This window comes from Nocardioides sp. P5_C9_2, assembly GCF_054049555.1.
Map to the genome: position 1 here is coordinate 1 of NZ_JBFUMD010000021.1, position 16,971 is coordinate 16,971.

Genomic DNA, 16,971 nt, shown 5'->3' on the forward strand with positions numbered 1-16,971 from the left:
GCGCCACGTCGACCGGGCCAACGCCGAGGGCTTCCTCAAGTCCGGCAAGCAGATGCACGACGTGGCCGAGGAGGTCTGCCGGATGGCAGGGCTGGCCCACGACACCGGCACCGAGGCACGGCGGCTGCTCGCCCGCACCCGCGCCGTGGCCGATCGCTGCGCCCTCGACCCGCGCGGCGACCTGGGGCTGGGCGAGGTGCACTTCCCCGAGCTCGACCGGGCGGGGGAGCCGGGGCGGTCGGCGCACGCCGTGCTGCGCTCGCGCTGCGAGGCCGGCATCGGCCGGCGCTACGGCTCGGCCCCGCGCCAGCGCATCTGGAAGCGACTCGACGACGAGCTCGAGCTGATCCGCGGGCTGGGCTACGCCTCCTACTTCCTCACCGTCGCCGACATCACCGACATGATCGGCGAGATGGGCGTACGCCGCGCGGCGCGGGGCTCCGGCGCCGGCAGCCTGGTCAACTACCTCCTCGGTGTCTCCGGGGTCGACCCGATCCGCCACGGGCTGCTGATGGAGCGCTTCCTGTCCCCGCTGCGCGCGTCGCTGCCCGACATCGACATCGACGTGGAGTCCGCGCGCCGCCTCGAGGTCTACGAGGCGATCCTCGCGCGCTACGGGGGCGACCGCTGCGTGTGCGTGTCGATGATGGACACCTACCGGGTGCGCCACGCCGTCCGCGACGTCGGTGCGGCCCTGGGCATACCGCCCGGCGAGGTCGACGCGATCGCCAAGGCGTTCCCGCACATCCGGGCGCGCGACGCCCGCACGGCGCTGCGCGACCTCCCCGAGCTGCGGGCCAGCGGCCTGGCCGGTGAGCGCCTCGACCTGATGTTCCGGCTGGTCGAGCGCCTCGACGGCCTGCCCCGGCACATCGCCGTCCACCCGTGCGGGGTGCTGCTCTCCGACGACACCCTCCTCTCCCGCACGCCGGTGGAGGCGTCGTACGCCGGCTTCCCGATGAGCCAGTTCGACAAGGACGACGTCGAGGCGCTGGGACTGCTCAAGCTCGACGTGCTCGGCATCCGGATGCAGTCGGCGATGGCGCACGCGGTGTCCGAGATCTCCCGCGTCGACGGCGTCGAGCTCGACCTCGACGACGAGGTGCAGGTGCCCTTCGACGACGAGACGACCTACACGATGATCAGCTCGGCGCGCACCCTCGGCGTCTTCCAGATCGAGTCGCCCGGCCAGCGCGAGCTGGTGGGCAGGTCCGGCATCGAGTCCTTCGGCGACATCATCACCGACATCTCCCTCTTCCGGCCCGGGCCGGTCAAGAGCGACATGATCACGCCCTACCTCGAGGCCAAGCAGGGCTGGAAGACCGTCCACTACCTCCACCGCGACCTGCGTCCGATCCTGGAGCAGACCCAGGGCGTGGTGGTCTTCCACGAGCAGGTCATCGAGATCCTCGCCCAGCTCGCCGGGGTCTCCTACGCCGAGGCCGACGAGAAGCGCCGTGCCCTCGGCGACGTCGAGGGGATGGCCGCGACCGAGGCCTGGTTCTTCCCGCGGGCGCTGGCCCGCGGCTACGACCTCCCCCTGGTGACCCGCATGTGGAAGGTCATCGCGGCGTTCGCGGCGTTCGGCTTCTGCAAGGCCCACGCGGCGGCGTTCGCCCTGCCGACCTACCAGTCGGCGTGGCTCAAGGCCCACTGGCCGGCCCACTTCCTGGCAGGGGTGCTGACCCACGACCCGGGGATGTACCCCAAGCGGCTGATCCTCGACGACGCCCGTCAGTTCGGCGTCGGGGTGCTCGGACTCGACGTCAACGCCTCCGAGGCCGCGTACGTCGTCGAGCGCCTCGAGGACGACACCTACGCCATCCGGCTCGCCCTGGCCGAGGTCAAGGGCATCAGCGCGGCCGAGGTGTCGCGCATCGTCACCGCCCGCGGGGGCACCGGGGCGGGCTGCACCACCCCCTACGTCTCGCTCAGCGACGTCCACGCCCGCGCCCGGGTGTCCCGACCGGTGCTCGAGCGGCTGGTGCTGGCCGGTGCCTTCGACGACCTCTACCGCATCGCGGGCGGCGACCACGAGGTCCGGCCGCGCGGTCGCCTGACGCGTCGCGACCTGCTGCTCCAGGTGGCCGAGCTCGACCGGCACGCCCGGATGCTCGACCGGACCTCGCGGGGCCGGGGCCTGGCGGCGCGCCGGGTCTCCGCACTGGTGCGCCCGGAGGAGACCGCGCAGGACGCCGCCCGCCGCACCAGCTCCGACCCCGCGGTCCGGGCCGCGGTCCAGTCGCGGGCCGCCCGTCCGGTCCGTGCTGCGGACTCGGTCCAGCTGACCCTCCAGCTCGGCGACGAGCCGGGCGCGGGGGAGGTGGTCACCGGGCTGCCGGAGATKACCACCGACGAGCGGATGCGGGCCGAGCTGGAGATCCTGGGCCTCGACGTCAGCCAGCACGCCGTCACGCCCTACGCCGACCTCCTCGACGCCCTCGGCACCACCCGCAGCCGCGACCTGCTGCGTCGGCGCAGCCGGTCCGAGCTGCTCGTCGCCGGGGTCAAGGTCGCCACCCAGACCCCGCCGATCCGGTCGGGGCGGCGGGTGGTCTTCCTGACCCTGGACGACGGGACGGGGCCGGTGGACTGCACGTTCTTCGAGGACGCCCAGGGCCCGTACGCCGCCACCGTCTTCCACTCGTGGCTCCTGCTGGTGCGCGGCGAGCTGCGGCGCACCGGGCGCCGCGGCGTCTCGCTGCGTGCCACCGGCGCCTGGGCGCTGCCCGACCTGCACGCGCTGTGGCAGGGCGAGCGCAGCCGCGAGGCCGCCCTGGCCGCGGTGCGCGCCGAGATCGACCGGGTCCCGGTGGGGTGGACCGACCCCGACGAGCCCCGGCACCGCCGGGCGCTGGTCCACTCCAGCGGGTTCCAGATGTCGCCGTACGCCGACATCAGGCCGCCCGGCGAGGACGCCAAGGACGTCGCACGCACGCTGTGGCACCGCAGTCCGGGGAGCCCGGGATGACGCCGGACGTCCCGCCGATCCCACGGGCGATCCCACTAGGGTGGCCCCCATGTCAGCCAGCGAGCGCCGCCAGTCCGTCCGCACCGGCGTGGTGTGGGCGGCGCTCAGCGAGGTGCTGGGAGCCGTCGACCACGCGCCCCGGGCCGGGATCGTCGACATCGGCGGCGGCACCGGCGGGTTCGCCGTCCCGCTGGCCGAGCTGGGCCATCACGTCCAGGTCATCGACCCCAGCCCCGACGCACTGGCCTCGCTCGACCGACGGGCCCGCGAGAGCGGCGTCGCCGACCGGGTCACCGGCCAGCAGGGCGASCTCGGCGACCTCGCCGGCCTCGTCGCGGCCGGCAGCGTCGACCTCGTCCTGTGCCACGGGGTGCTCGAGGTCGTCGACGACCCCGCCGCCGCCCTGGCGGCCATCGCCGGGGTGCTGCGCCCCGGGGGGCACCTCAGCCTGCTGGTCGCCCAGCGCCACGCGGCCGTGGTCGCGCGGGCGATGGCCGGTCACTTCCAGGCCGCTCGCGACCTCCTCGACGCCGGCACGCCGAGCGGTCACCCCGGTCGTGCCGGCCACCGCTTCACCCGCGACGACCTCGAGCCGCTGCTGTCGGGCGCCGGGCTCCAGGTGGCGTCGGTCCAGGCCGTGCGCGTCTTCGCCGACCTCGTCCCCGGCTCCCTGCTCGACCTCGAGCCGGGAGCCACGGCCGCCCTGGTCGCCCTCGAGCAGGCGGTGGCCACCCGTCCGGAGTACTTCCCCCTCGCCACCCAGCTGCACGTCCTCGCCCGGGCCTGAGCCCGCGGCCGGGCGGTCAAGATGACCGCCAGGCCCGTCGACGGCGGCCGCCCCGACCCCTCCTGGCGTGCTCCGCTCCTGCACGTCGACATGGACGCGTTCTACGCCTCGGTGGCGACCCGCGACCGGCCCGACCTGGCCGACGTGCCGGTCATCGTCGGCGGCGGCAGCCGCGGGGTGGTGCTCTCGGCCAACTACCTCGCCCGCCGGTTCGGTGTCCGCTCGGCGCTGCCGATGACCCGCGCCCGACGGATGTGTCCCCATGCCGTGGTGATCGCCCCCGACTTCGAGACCTTCGGTGCGGTGTCGTCCTCGGTGATGGAGAACTTCCGCAGGATCACCCCGCTGGTGGAGATCGTCTCCCTCGACGAGGCCTTCCTCGACGTCCGCGGGTCGACGCGGCGGCTGGGGTCGCCGCGCGACATCGCGGGGCTGCTGCGCGCGACCATCCACGACGAGCAGGGCATCACCTGCTCGGTCGGGGTGGCGGCCTCGGTGTCGGTGGCCAAGCTGGCCAGCCGGYGGGCCAAGCCCGACGGCGTCGTGGTGGTCCCGCCCGAGCAGGTGACCTCGTTCCTGCACCCCCTCGACGTGGGGGAGCTGTGGGGCGTGGGCGACAAGACCCGCGAGATGTTGCACCGCCTCGGTCTGGTGACGGTCGGCGATGTCGCCCACACCCCGCTGCGCACCCTGCAGCGCGCGGTCGGGGTGCACCTGGGCAGCCAGCTCCACGACCTGGCCTGGGGCACCGACCGGCGCACGCTCACCGCGCGCTCGGGACCGTTCGAGCCGGACCGCTCGATGGGCGCCGACGAGACCTTCGCCCGCGACACCGACGACCGCGAGGTCATCGTGCGCGAGCTGTTGCGGCTCTCCCACCGGGTGACCGGGCGGATGCGCACCGCCGGGGTGGCCGGTCGCACCGTGTCGATCAAGATCAGGTTCGCCGACTTCACCACCATCACCCGCGCGCGCACCCTGCCCGAGGCCACCGACGTGACGGTCGAGGTCTACCGCGCCGCCACCCGCCTGTACGACGCCCTGGGCCTGCAGCGGGCCCGGCTCCGGCTCGTGGGGGTGCGGGTCGAGGGCCTGGTGCCACGTGGCTCGGTGCACCGCCAGCTGGTGCTGGGGGAGCCCGAGCACGGGTGGGCGGAGGCCGACCGGGCAGTGGACCGGGCCACCCGGAGGTTCGGTGCGGCAGCCGTCCGTCCGGCCAGCCTGATGTGATCCAGATCCGAAAGGACCCAATTTCGGCGGGCGCCTACCCGGTTGCCCACCGGGTGCCTAGACTTGGCCACACGCCTGGCACGTCGATGTGTTGGTGGAGGAGGTCACGATGCCCCTGTCCGAGGAAGAGCTGCGAATGCTCGAGCAGATGGAGCGCGCGCTCGTCGCAGAGGACCCCAAGCTGGCGTCCACCCTGCGCGGCACCGCGATGCAGCGCGCCGCCCGTCGTCGGGCGATCGCCTCGGGCGTCGTCTTCGTCGCCGGAGTGGCCCTGCTCACCGGTGGGGTCATCCTCTCCATGCCGGTGCTCGGCATTGCCGGTTTCCTGGTGATGCTGGCCGCCGCTGCGGTCGCCGTGACGGCCCTGCGCAACCCGGCCAGCTCCGCGCCGCACCGGCGCGACACCCGCCACACCGGCTTCGGCGTGGTCGACGGTGGCAAGGCCGGCAAGTCGCAGCGCTTCGGGCGCACTCGCCGTGCCAAGACGTCCGGCTCCTTCATGGAGCGCATGGACGAGCGCTGGCGCAGGCGCCGCGACAACGGCCCCTACTGACCCCCTCGGGCGCACCCACCCCTGTTCGGGCCCACCACCTCGGCCCTGGGCCGGCCCCGATCCGGCGGCGTGCAGCCGGCGCCCGGCACACGTCACCCCGCGTGGTCGGCGAGCTCCCGGTCCGGCTCCGGCGCACGCGTGACGACCTCGGAGCTCGCACCGTGCGGCATCGGACGCAGCGAGCGTGGCCAGCGGCGCGCGCGGCGCGCCGTACGCGGTGAGACGCCGGCGACGAGTGCCTCCTCGATGAGGCCGATGTCCGCGGCCCGCGCCGACGAGTCACCGGGGGTCGACGAGCGCGCGTAGCGGGACTCCTCGAGCTCGAGGACCAGCCGGTCGAGCGCGGCGGCACCCTCCGGTGCCAGCTCCCGGCCGCGTCGCGGACGCTCGGAGCGCTCGGACTCCTCGCCGGGCGCGCCGAGGCGCTCGCCGAGCCAGGCGCCGATGGCGCGCGGCGATCGTCCTCCCGGCCAGCCGTGACCCAGGTCGACGGCGAGGTCGCGCAGCTCCGCCCAGGCCTCCTCGACCCCGGCGGCGAGACGCTCCTCGCGTCGACGTCGGCGGAGCAGCCCGGGCAGCAGCAGGACCAGGGCGATGAGCAGCAGGACCACGAGCAGTGGCGCGACCACCAGCCACGGGACCGGTGAGCCCTCGTCGTCCGCCGAGGTGGCGGTGTCCGGAGTGGGGCTCTGGCCGCGGTCGGGCAGCGCCTCGGAGGAGCGGGTCGCGCCGGGGGAGACCGACGGCTCCTCGATGGCCGGCAGCTCGCCGCGCGTGTAGGTCGGCACCGTCTCGGCCCGCTGGCCCGGAGTGGGCTCGAAGCGCACCCAGCCGGAGCCGGGGAAGTAGAGCTCCGGCCAGGCGTGCAGGTCGTGGGAGGAGAACTCCCAGGTGTTGGGACCGGCCGAGCGCGGCTCGAGGAAGCCGACCGCGACCCGCGCCGGGATGCCGATGATGCGGGCCATGATCGCCATCGAGGCGGCGAACTGCTCGCAGTAGCCCTGCCGCCCCGACTCGTCGAGGAAGGCGTCGAGGTCGCCTGCCTGGGAGTCGTCGATGGCGGTGTCGTCGTACTCGAAACCACCGTCCTCGCGGAACCACTGCTGCAGGGCCCTGGCCTTGCGGAAACGGGTGTCGCCACCACCGGTCACCGCTGCCGCGAGGGTGCGCACCTCGCTGGACACGCTGGGCGGCACCTCGAGGTAGGCCGAACGCACGTCCGTCGCGCCGGAGACGGCACGGTCCATGGCAGCGCCGTCGAGGGTGAGGGTGACGCCGGTGAAGTCGTAGGCCTTGCCGGCCGTGGTCACCTCGTCGTCGGCGCTGATGAAGTCCATCGTCGAGGTGTCGTAGCGCCAGTCGCCGGACGCCCGGATGTCGGAGACCTGCGCGGTGGTCGGCAGCCAGGTCGAGGCGAAGTCCGGACTGACCCGCACGTGGTAGGGCGACTCGTCGCGGGGGACGGAGACGTCCACGCCGTCGAGGGGCGGCATCTGCCCGCGGGCCACCTGGGTCTCGGGGATGTCGCGGTCGCCCGGTGTCCACGAGTCGCCGTTGAAGCGGGTGAGCACCGACAGCCGCAGGTACGTCGGGCGGTCACCCGGGGTGGTGACGTAGACCAGCGGGATGTCCTGGCCGCGGGACAGGTCGCGGCGCAGGTCCACCATCGGGTCCGCGACCTCGATCTCGCGCTTGCCGGGACCGTTGCCGTCGAAGAGCGCGACGTCGAGCGTCGGGATGAGCACGGGCAGCGCGATGGCCATCGCGGTCGCCGTGGCGCCGATCGTCACCGCCGAGCCGCGCACGGCGCCGGTGCGTGCGCCGAAGCCGGTCGGGTCGGCGTCCTCGTCGCCGACCTCGCGACCCCAGCGGGTCACCTGGTCCTCGTGGGCGATGAACATCATCGACAGGAAGCCGGCGGAGATGAGCACGAAGGTCCACCAGGAGGGGCCCTCGCCGGTGACCGACACCGGCACGGAGTACGCCGCCAGCAGGACCAGCCCGGCCAGCGGGACGCGTCGCAGGGTGCAGGCGAGGAAGTCGGTGGCGAGCAGCGTGAGGGTGCCGCCGACGAGCAGGAGCGCGTGCACGGGCGGCACGTTGGGAGGCACGGGCGCCTCGTAGAGCCGGGCGGACTCGAGGCCGGCGGAGAGGGCGTCACCGAAGGACGCCAGCGCGGCCCCCGTCGGCAGCACCGAGCTGGTGACCACGAAGAGCAGCCACACCGCCGAGAACGCCACCTGGGACAGCACGATGACCGCCGCGGGCACCCGCATCGTGCGTGCCGTCGCCCCGCCCACGGCGAGGGCGATGGCGAGCAGGAACAGCGGCATCGTCACCGACGCGGCGTCCGAGGTCAGGATCCGCCAGGACAGGAGGGTGAACCACGTCGTGCCCGCGCAGAGGGCGGCGAGGCCGAGCGCGGGACCGATGCGGGTGCGGGGGCTCACGAGCCCACCCGCTCCCGCGTGCCGAGACGGCCCAGCTCCTGCCAGACGACCTCCAGGTGGTCGCGGGGGGTCAGCGTGACCGCGCGCCAGCCGTGGGCGGCCAGCGCGTTGGCCGTGCTGCCGGTGGCCGAGGGGGGCAGGTGCGGCGCCCACCGGTCCACGTCGAGCGCGATCGCGGCGGTGGTGCTGGCGTGGTGCTGCATGCGCTTGAGGAACGGGGCGTCCGCGTCGGTCACCTGGCCCACCACGGCCACCAGCAGGCCGCCCTGGCCGGCGTCGGCAAGCCAGGAGGTGTCGAGGCGGGGGGAGTGCTCGATCTGGACCACGGCGAGGGCCTCCAGCAGGGGGGCGGTGTTGACCGCCGCGCTGCGGGAGTGCCAGGCGGTGCCCGGCTCCTCGCCCGAGGCGGTGACCAGGCGTACGGCGTACCCGCGCTGTGCGAGGTGCACCGCGACGGACGCGGCGGCCGAGACGGCCGCCTCCAGGGACGAGGCGATGCCCTGCCCGCGGTGGGAGACCAGCCGGTTGTCGAGGAAGACGGTGGCGCGCGACTGCCAGGGCTGCTCCTCGCGGCGGACCATCAGCTCGCCGACCCGGGCCGAGCTGCGCCAGTGCACCCGGCGCAGGTCGTCGCCGCGGCGGTACTCCCGCACCGTGACGTCCTCGGCGCTGCCGGTGGCGAACGAGCGCGGCCGGTTGTCGCCGGACCCCGTCCACGCCCCGCCGAGCATGATGCCCGGGAGCGGGACGGTCCGCGGGGTGACGGTGAGCGAGGCGGTCGTGTGGAAGGCCCGGCCGAGCTCGATGAGGCCGAAGGGGTCGGTGACCCGGACGGTCATCGGCCCGACGTCGAAGTGCCCACGCACGTCCGAGCGGACGGTGTAGCTCACGTGCCGGCGCCAGCCGTGGCCGATGCCCTCGAGCACGAAGCGCGGGCGGGGGCCGAGCACGTAGGGGAGGTGGTCCTCGAGCAGCAGCACGCCGGTCGGCGTACGGGCCTCGTTGGTCAGGGTCAGCTGGATCCGGGACGGCTGACCGGCTGCGACGAGCTGCGGCGACACGGTGCGCACCAGGGCGAGCCGGTAGCGGGAGCGGCCGATCCACAGCGCCGTGAGCAGGGGCAGCGCGGTCACGAGGACGCCGACACGCACCAGCGCGGGGTGCCCGACGATGATGGAGCAGACGATCGTGGTGACGCCGGCAGCCAGGAACGCCCGTCCGCGGACGGTCAGGCCCGCGAGGGCCTCACGCACGGTCCGGCTCGGGGACGGGCACGCCGGCCACGATGGCGTCCAGGATCGACGCGCTCGAGCGGCCACCCATCGCCGCCTCGACGCTGGGCAGCAGCCGGTGGGCCAGCACCGGTCGCGCCAGCCCGTGGACGTCGTCCGGCAGCACGTAGTCGCGACCACGCATCGCGGCCGCGGCCTTGGCGGCACGCACCAGGTGCAGCGTCGCCCGCGGCGAGGCGCCGAGGTGGAGGTCGGTGGAGGTGCGGGTGGCCGTGGCGAGGGCGATGGCGTACCGCTGGACGGCGGTCGCCACGTGCACCTGCCCCACGATGTCGGTGAGCTTGCGGATCTCGCCGGCGTCGGTCACCGCCTCGAGGTCGTCGAGCGGGTTCGTGGTGGTGTGCGAGCCCAGCATGGCCAGCTCGGCGGACTCGACGGGGTAGCCGACCGAGACGCGGGCCATGAAGCGGTCGCGCTGCGCCTCGGGCAGGGCGTAGGTGCCCTCCATCTCGATCGGGTTCTGGGTCGCGATCACCATGAACGGCTTGTCGAGCTGGTACGTCGTGTTGTCGACGGTGACCTGACGCTCCTCCATGCACTCCAGCAGGGCGGACTGCGTCTTGGGGGAGGCCCGGTTGATCTCGTCGCCGACCACGATGTTGGCGAACACGCCGCCGGGGCGGAACTCGAACTGGCGGGTGTCCTGGTTGAACACCGAGACGCCGGTGACGTCGGAGGGCAGCAGGTCAGGCGTGAACTGGATGCGCCGCACGCTGGAGTCGATGCTGCGGGCCAGCGCCTTGCTCAGCTGGGTCTTGCCGACGCCGGGGACGTCCTCGATGAGGAGGTGTCCCTCCGCGAGGAGGACGACCAGGGCCGCGTTGACCACGTCGGGCTTGCCCTCGATGACGTGCTCGATGTTGGCCCGGACCCTGCCGATGACACGGGCCAGCGTGTCGAGGTCGGCCCCGCCCTGGATCGACGTACTCACGTGCAGTCCCCATTTCCCTGGCCGAGGCGCGGGCCGGCACGACGCCGGTCCGCCGTCTCCACCGTATGACGTGCGCGCAACATACCCGCGCGGCCGCCGTGACGGGGGCGGTCGAGGTCGAACTACCCCCGATTCGTGGCCGGCGGCCGCCGGATCCCCACCATCCTCCCCACGATCCGCCCCACTTTCCCCCACCCCGGCCCCCCTCGGTGGCGCCGATCCTCCCCACCGGCGCTCCACCCGGGCCGCGACGAACCGGCGACCGGGCCCCCGGCAGGCCGCTGACCTGCGACGACGTCGTCGTACGGCGCCGACGTCCGACCTGCGACCCGCCGCCCGCGCTTCCGGGGGACGGGAGTGGGGGAACGGGGCATCCAGGCGGCGAAACACGCGTGGAATGGTTGACGGTGGAGCGATGTGGAGTAGAGTGGTGGAAAGTGGGGAACAGGGACGGAAAGGTGGGTGCCAGATGTTCTTCGGCACCTACACACCGAAGCTCGACGAGAAGGGCCGGCTCTTCCTCCCCGCGAAGTTCAGGGACCAGCTGACGGAGGGACTCGTGGTGACCAGAGGGCAGGAGCGCTGTCTGACCGTCTGGTCGATGGACGACTTCTCCGCCCTCACCAACCGGCTCCGCGAGGCGCCGGTCACCAACAAGGGCACCCGCGACTACGTCCGCATGCTCTTCGCGGCGGCGTCGCAGGAGGTCCCCGACAAGCAGGGCCGCATCTCCATCCCCGGACCCCTGCGCGAGTACGCGTCGCTCACCAAGGACGTCGTGGTCATCGGCTCGATGAACCGCATCGAGATCTGGGACCCGACGGCATGGACGAGCTACTCGGAGGAGCAGGAGCAGAAGTTCTCCGAGCTGAGCGACGAGGTCTTCCCCGGCATCTAGCACCACCACCCCGCACCACCCCGCACCACCGACGCACAACTCAACAGCTGATCCGGCACCACAGCACCAGGTCTCGTGCCCGCTCTCCCGTCGCCTTCTGGGGCACTTCCCCGGCACCAGACGGCCTTCCCCATCGAGGGAGCGGGCAGGGACCTGGCGAGGTGGCACCGGATCGGCACCAGTCGTCGCACCAACACCCAGCACGACCAGCCAGCACGACTAGCCAGCACCGCCAGCCAGCACCAGCAACGCACCAGTGGGGTCGAGACCATGAGCACCAGGAGCCTGAGCACCGTCAGGGGGCAGTCCCTCGCCGGCCGTCCGCCGCGCGTGCGCGACCAGGCCCGCGACGCCGTCACCGTGATGGTGTTCTCCGCGGCCATGTCGGCGAGCTTCGCCACGGCCCTGGTCCTCCTCTCCCACCTGGGCCGTCAGGGCTGATCGGTGACGACCCCCCAGCACGCCCCGGTGCTCCTCGACCGGGTCGTCGCTCTCCTGCAGCCTGCGCTCGATCGACCGGGCGCCGTCCTCGTCGACTGCACCCTGGGCCTCGGCGGGCACACCGAGGCCGTCCTCGAGCGGATCGACGCCGCGCGCGTCATCGGCATCGACCGGGACACCGCCGCACTCGGGCTCGCCGGCGAGCGGCTGCGCCCCTTCGGTGAGCGCTTCACCGGCGTCCACGCGGTGTACGACGAGATCCCCGACGTCCTCGCCGACCTGGGCCTCGCGACCGTGGACGCGGTCCTCTTCGACCTCGGCGTCTCCTCCATGCAGCTCGACGTGCGCTCGCGCGGCTTCGCCTACGCGGCGGACGCGCCCCTCGACATGCGCATGGACGACACCACGGGCATCACGGCCGCCGAGGTGCTCAACACCTACTCCGTCCCCGAGCTCACCCGCGTGCTCCGCGACTACGGCGAGGAGAAGTTCGCCCGCAAGATCGCCCGCGCCGTCGTCCGCGAGCGCGAGGTCGAGCCCTTCACCACCAGCGCCCGGCTCGTGGAGCTGCTGTACGCCGAGATCCCGGCGCCGGCGCGACGGACCGGGGGACACCCCGCCAAGCGGACCTTCCAGGCCCTGCGCATGGAGGTCAACGACGAGCTGGCCGTGCTGCACCGGGCGATCCCGGCGGCCATCGACGCGATCAACCTCGGCGGCCGGGTGGTCGTCGAGTCCTACCACTCCCTCGAGGACCGGTTGGTCAAGCGGGCGTTCACCGCCGCCACCCGCCTCGACGTGCCGGACGACCTCCCCTTCATCCCCGAGGGCAGCGAGCCGGCCTTCCGCAACGTCACCCGCGGCGCGGAGCAGGCCGACGAGCACGAGATCGAGCAGAACCCCCGAGCAGCCTCGGTGCGCCTCCGCGCACTCGAGCGTGTCCTTCCCCACCGAGGAGTCGTCCGATGAGCAGCCCCGCCGTCCAGATCCGCCACCGCGTCCCGCGCATCGCCCAGGAGGCCGTCGAGCGGGCCCGTCTCTCCGTCGTCCCCCGGGCCCGCACCCGCGCCCCGAAGGTCCCGTTCGTCACCCTGGTCAGCCTCGTGCTGGTCGGCGGCATCGTCGGGCTGCTCCTCTTCAACACCTCGATGCAGCAGGCCTCCTTCGCGGCGACGTCGCTCGAGGAGGAGGCCACCAACCTCGCCGCCCGCGAGCAGACCCTGCAGATGGAGCTCGACGAGCTGCGCAACCCCCAGCGGGTCGCGACCCAGGCCCAGAAGATGGGCATGGTCGTGCCGGCCGCCCCGACCTTCCTCACGCTCGGTGGCGACGTCGAGGGCGTCAAGACGCCCGCCACTCCCGAGGACCGGCTCAACCTCACCCCGCCGGCCCCGGTCAAGCCCGGCGTCCTGGCCCCGGCGCCGACGATCGTCGAGGTCCCGGCAGCCGAGGTGCCCGCCCCCGGGACGAGCGTCGACGGTACGACGACCCCCGAGGCCGCGACGGACGCCACGAACAGCAACGGCGGCTGACGGCGCGGCCTGACGGCCAATCCCGGTCCCTCCCGGTAGACATGGGACCTGCCCCACCAGCCCCACCATCACCAGCCCCAGACAGCACCGCACACTGCACCAGACAGCCAGAAGACAGCCCAGAAGGACGGAGTCGGAGTGCCCGCCAACCGGACCGCACGACGCGGGTCGCCCCAGCTGCGCCTGCGCGTCGGGCTCATCCTGATCGCGATGGTGCTCTCGTTCTTCGGCGCCCGGCTCGTGCAGCTGCAGGGCATCGACCCCAAGTCGTACGCCGCGATGGCCGCCGCCGAGGGCGTCGTCAACGTGGTCCTGCCCGCGGAGCGCGGCGACATCCTGGACCGCAACGGACTGCCGCTGGCGGACTCGATCCAGGGCAAGATGGTGGTGGCCGACCCGCTGATGACCGCCGCGGACGCGCCGGCGATCGCGCAGATCCTCTCCACCGGGCTGGACATCGACTACTTCCGGACCCTGCGGGCCCTGCGCGGGCGCGAGGAGGGCAGCCGCTTCGAGTACGTCGCACGGCGCGTGCCGAGCACGCTGGCCACCGACGTGCTGTCGCAGGTCCGCGAGGCCGGCTTCAGCGGCGTGGACGTCGAGGACGACCCGATCCGGGACTACCCGGCCGACGACGTCGCGGCCAACCTGCTCGGCTTCATGGGCACCGACGAGCCGCTGGGCGGCTTCGAGCGCACCTTCGACGCCCAGCTGGCCGGCAAGGACGGCACGGCCCGCTACACGGTCGGCGGAGGCAACCGGGTGCCGCTGGGGGAGAACAGCGTCGTCCCCGCCCGCAACGGCGAGGCCCTGCGCACCACGATCGACCTCGACCTGCAGTGGTTCACCCAGCGGGTGCTGGCCCAGACCCTCCAGAAGTACCGCGCCGAGAGCGGCGTCGCCCTGGTGATGGACACGCGCACCGGCGAGCTGCTCGCGCTGGCCGACGCCCCGACGTTCGACGCCAACAAGCCCCTCGAGGCCGACAAGGAGGACCTCGGCTCGCGGGCGCTCAGCGACGCCTACGAGCCCGGATCGGTGGAGAAGGTGCTCACCGCCGCCTCCCTGATCGACGCCGGCAAGGTGACGCCGCGCCAGAAGTTCCGCGTCCCGCCCCTGCTGCACCGCCAGGACCGCGCGATCGGCGACTGGTTCGACCACGGCAACATCCGGCTCACGATGACCGGGATCATCGCCAAGTCCTCCAACATCGGCACCGTGCTCGCGGCCGACGCGTTCACGCCGCAGGAGCTCACGACGTACCTGCGCGCCTTCGGTCTCGGGCAGCGCACCGACGTCGGCGTCCGCGGCGAGTCGCCCGGCATCCTCACCGACGGTGACGTGATGACCTCGCAGACCAAGGACCGCGTCGCCTTCGGCCAGTCGCTGTCGGTCAACGCCGTCCAGATGGCCGCGGCCGTCAACACCGTCGCCAACGGCGGCGTCCGCATCGCCCCGAGCCTGATCCGGGGCAGCGCGACCACCGACGAGGGCCTGGAGGTCGGCACCGACGACGCCGACGCCGTCCGGGTCGTGAGCGAGCAGGCCGCCCGCCAGACCGCGCGGATGATGGAGCGGGTCACCCACGAGGGCGCGGGCGTCGCCCCGATGGCCGCCGTGCCCGGCTACCTCACCGCCGGCAAGACCGGCACCGCGCAGCGCGTCGACGAGGAGTGCGGCTGCTACGACGGCTCCACCACCGTCTCCTTCGGCGGGTTCGCGCCGGCCGACGACCCCCGCTTCACGGTCTACGTGGCGGTGCACTCGCCCGGCATCGACGGCGGTGGCGCCACGGTGGCCGGTCCCGCGTTCTCCCGCATCCTCGGCTATGCGCTCGGCCGCTACGGAGTCCCGCCGACGGACGGCAAGCCCTCGCGCCTGCCCGTCGAGTGGTGACCGGCCGGGACTAGTCTCCACCCGTGATCGGCAACCCCCAGACCGGCACCCGGCCCGCCTCGCCCGTCGTCACCCGACTGGGCGACCTGGCCGACTGGCTCGGCACCCTGACGCCCGTGCGCGGTGACGGCGACCTCGCGGTCGAGGTCTCCGGCATCTCCCTGAGCACCTCGCGCATCCTGCCCGGTGACCTGTACGCCGCCCTCCCGGGCGCCCGCGCGCACGGCGCCGACTTCGCCGGCCAGGCCCTCGCCGCCGGCGCGGTGGCCGTGCTGACCGACGAGGACGGAGCGACCCGCCTGCCGGCCGGCACGCCCGTGCTGGTGGTCGACCGGCCGCGCTCCGTGCTCGGCCRGCTGGCGGCCCACGTCCACGGCGAGCCCGCCGCCGACCTCACCGTGATCGGCGTGACCGGCACCCAGGGCAAGACCACCACCACCCGGCTGCTGGAGGCGGGCCTCGAGCAGGCCGGCGTACCAGCGGCCGTCGTCGGCACGGTCGGCACCCGGATCCACGGGGTCGACGTGAGGACGTCGCTGACCACTCCGGAGGCGCCCGACCTGCACGGCCTGTTCGCGGTGATGCGCGAGCGCGGTGTCGTGGCGTGCGCGATGGAGGTCTCCAGCCAGGGCCTGGCGCTCGGTCGGGTCGACGGCGTCGTCTTCGACGTCGCGACGTTCCTCAACCTCGGCCGCGACCACCTCGACTTCCACCACGACGTGGAGGACTACTTCGCCGCCAAGGCGTCGCTCTTCACCCCCGAGCGGGCGCGGCGGGGACTGACCAACGTCGACGACGAGCACGGTCGCCTGCTGCTGGAGCGGGCCACCATCCCCATGCAGAGCTTCTCCACGAGCGGACGAGACGCCGACTGGCGCGCCGTCGACGTCGAGCTGACCGGCATCGGCGCCCACTTCACGATCGAGGGCCCCGACGGCCTGCGCGTCGACGCCGGGGTCCCGGTCCCGGGTGCGTTCAACGTCTCCAACGCGCTGGCCGCCGTCGCCTCCGCGGCCCTGGCGGGCCTCGACCCGCACGAGGTCGCCCGCGGCATCGCCGACGGTGGGGGAGTCCCGGGCCGACTGGAGCGGGTCGACGCCGGCCAGGACTACACCGTCGTCGTCGACTACGCCCACAAGCCCGACGCGGTGGAGGCGGTCCTGGCCACCCTGCGCCCCCTCACCGACGGGCAGGTCATCGTGGTCCTCGGCGCCGGCGGCGACCGCGACCCCGGCAAGCGGCCCATCATGGGCGAGATCGCCGCCCGGCTCGCCGACGTCCTGGTCGTCACCGACGACAACCCCCGCACCGAGGACCCGGCCACGATCCGGGCCGCCGTCGTCGCGGGCACGAGCCCGGGACGCGCCGAGGTCATCGAGATCGGGGACCGTCGGGCCGCGATCCGCGACGCCGTGGGCCGGGCCCGCCCCGGCGACGTCGTGCTGATCGCCGGCAAGGGACACGAGACCGGCCAGGAGGTGCACGGCGACGTGCACCCGTTCGACGACCGCGTGGTCGCCGCCGAGGAGATCGGGCAGGTCCGCCGATGATCGAGATGAGCCTCGCCGAGGTCGCCGAGGTCGTGGGTGGTGTCGCCCACGGCGAGGCCACCCTCACCGGCGGCGCCTTCGTCGACACCCGCACCCCCGAGCCCGGCGGGCTGTTCGTCGCCGTGGACGGCGAGCACGTCGACGGCCACGACTACGCCCGTACGGCGATTGCGGCCGGCGCCGCCGCCGTCCTGGGCAACCGCCCGACCGAGGCCCCCACCGTGGTGGTCGACGACGTGGTCCGGGCGCTCGGGCTGCTCGCCCGCCACGTCGTGGACCGCCTCCCCGACCTCGTCGTGCTGGCGCTGACGGGAAGCCAGGGCAAGACCGGCACCAAGGACTACCTCGCCCACGTGCTGGAGGCCGCCGGCCCCACGGTGGCGACGCGCGGCAACTTCAACAATGAGATCGGCGTCCCGCTCACCGTCCTGCGGGCCACC

General features: G+C 73.6%; 14 protein-coding genes. 11 read left to right on the forward strand and 3 right to left on the reverse strand.

From position 1 onward, the window contains the following. The 4 genes from dnaE to ACXJKL_RS02235 form a co-directional block, all read left to right on the forward strand. Window positions 1-2,971: DNA polymerase III subunit alpha (gene dnaE / locus ACXJKL_RS02220; RefSeq protein WP_457205413.1), on the forward strand; the 2,971-nt coding region annotated here is incomplete at its 5' end. 49 nt (window positions 2,972-3,020) lie between these two features. Continuing rightward, window positions 3,021-3,758, forward strand: coding sequence for a methyltransferase domain-containing protein (locus ACXJKL_RS02225; protein WP_457205414.1), 738 nt, complete (start codon window positions 3,021-3,023; stop codon window positions 3,756-3,758). Between the two features lie 21 nt (window positions 3,759-3,779). Further along, window positions 3,780-4,988 carry a DNA polymerase IV gene (gene dinB, locus ACXJKL_RS02230; RefSeq protein ID WP_457205415.1) on the forward strand — a complete coding sequence of 403 codons (1,209 nt, stop codon included), beginning with the start codon at window positions 3,780-3,782 and terminating at the stop codon, window positions 4,986-4,988. A gap of 109 nt (window positions 4,989-5,097) precedes the next feature. After that, the gene (locus ACXJKL_RS02235; RefSeq protein WP_457205416.1) at window positions 5,098-5,541 is read left to right on the forward strand and encodes a DUF3040 domain-containing protein; all 444 of its coding nucleotides are present in this window, start codon (window positions 5,098-5,100) and stop codon (window positions 5,539-5,541) included. 92 nt (window positions 5,542-5,633) lie between these two features. Here the strand turns inward: ACXJKL_RS02235 and ACXJKL_RS02240 are convergent, their stop codons facing one another. The 3 genes from ACXJKL_RS02240 to ACXJKL_RS02250 are packed head-to-tail and all read right to left on the reverse strand — an operon-like array spanning window position 5,634 to window position 10,214. Beyond that, the gene (locus ACXJKL_RS02240) at window positions 5,634-7,991 is read right to left on the reverse strand and encodes a transglutaminase family protein (protein ID WP_457205417.1); all 2,358 of its coding nucleotides are present in this window, start codon (window positions 7,989-7,991) and stop codon (window positions 5,634-5,636) included. After that, window positions 7,988-9,244, reverse strand: a complete 1,257-nt coding sequence (locus ACXJKL_RS02245) for a DUF58 domain-containing protein (RefSeq protein ID WP_457205418.1) — start codon at window positions 9,242-9,244, stop codon at window positions 7,988-7,990. Before ACXJKL_RS02245 ends, ACXJKL_RS02240 begins: the two co-directional genes overlap by 4 nt. Continuing rightward, entirely contained in the window at window positions 9,237-10,214 is a 978-nt protein-coding gene (locus ACXJKL_RS02250; RefSeq protein ID WP_457205419.1) for an AAA family ATPase, read from the reverse strand. The genes ACXJKL_RS02245 and ACXJKL_RS02250 overlap by 8 nt, the downstream gene beginning before the upstream one ends. A gap of 469 nt (window positions 10,215-10,683) precedes the next feature. Between ACXJKL_RS02250 and mraZ the strand changes: the two genes are divergently transcribed. The 7 genes from mraZ to ACXJKL_RS02285 all read left to right on the forward strand — a co-directional run. Continuing rightward, a complete protein-coding gene (mraZ, locus tag ACXJKL_RS02255; protein WP_457205420.1) occupies window positions 10,684-11,112 on the forward strand; it encodes a division/cell wall cluster transcriptional repressor MraZ in 429 nt (142 codons plus the stop codon). Between the two features lie 270 nt (window positions 11,113-11,382). Beyond that, a complete protein-coding gene (locus ACXJKL_RS02260) occupies window positions 11,383-11,553 on the forward strand; it encodes a hypothetical protein (RefSeq protein WP_457205421.1) in 171 nt (56 codons plus the stop codon). A gap of 3 nt (window positions 11,554-11,556) precedes the next feature. Continuing rightward, window positions 11,557-12,522 (forward strand): 16S rRNA (cytosine(1402)-N(4))-methyltransferase RsmH, encoded by a 966-nt coding sequence (rsmH, locus tag ACXJKL_RS02265; RefSeq protein ID WP_457205422.1) that lies wholly within the window; start codon window positions 11,557-11,559, stop codon window positions 12,520-12,522. Then, entirely contained in the window at window positions 12,519-13,085 is a 567-nt protein-coding gene (locus tag ACXJKL_RS02270) for a hypothetical protein (RefSeq protein ID WP_457205423.1), read from the forward strand. Before rsmH ends, ACXJKL_RS02270 begins: the two co-directional genes overlap by 4 nt. 138 nt (window positions 13,086-13,223) lie before the next feature. Continuing rightward, on the forward strand, window positions 13,224-14,981 hold the full coding sequence (locus tag ACXJKL_RS02275) for a peptidoglycan D,D-transpeptidase FtsI family protein (RefSeq protein WP_457205424.1): 1,758 nt from the start codon (window positions 13,224-13,226) through the stop codon (window positions 14,979-14,981). Between the two features lie 23 nt (window positions 14,982-15,004). Next, a complete protein-coding gene (locus tag ACXJKL_RS02280) occupies window positions 15,005-16,531 on the forward strand; it encodes a UDP-N-acetylmuramoyl-L-alanyl-D-glutamate--2,6-diaminopimelate ligase (protein ID WP_457205425.1) in 1,527 nt (508 codons plus the stop codon). Further along, on the forward strand, window positions 16,528-16,971 hold a 444-nt coding region (locus ACXJKL_RS02285; RefSeq protein ID WP_457205426.1), incomplete at its 3' end, for a Mur ligase family protein. The genes ACXJKL_RS02280 and ACXJKL_RS02285, both read left to right, overlap by 4 nt.

What these genes read in the sequence shown, in the direction of transcription:
- ACXJKL_RS02235 (WP_457205416.1), top strand. Translation starts at nt 5,098, where the DNA reads ATGCCCCTGTCCGAGGAAGAGCTGCGAATGCTCGAGCAGATGGAGCGC.
- ACXJKL_RS02270 (WP_457205423.1), top strand. Translation starts at nt 12,519, where the DNA reads ATGAGCAGCCCCGCCGTCCAGATCCGCCACCGCGTCCCGCGCATCGCC.
- ACXJKL_RS02260 (WP_457205421.1), top strand. Translation starts at nt 11,383, where the DNA reads ATGAGCACCAGGAGCCTGAGCACCGTCAGGGGGCAGTCCCTCGCCGGC.
- mraZ (WP_457205420.1), top strand. Translation starts at nt 10,684, where the DNA reads ATGTTCTTCGGCACCTACACACCGAAGCTCGACGAGAAGGGCCGGCTC.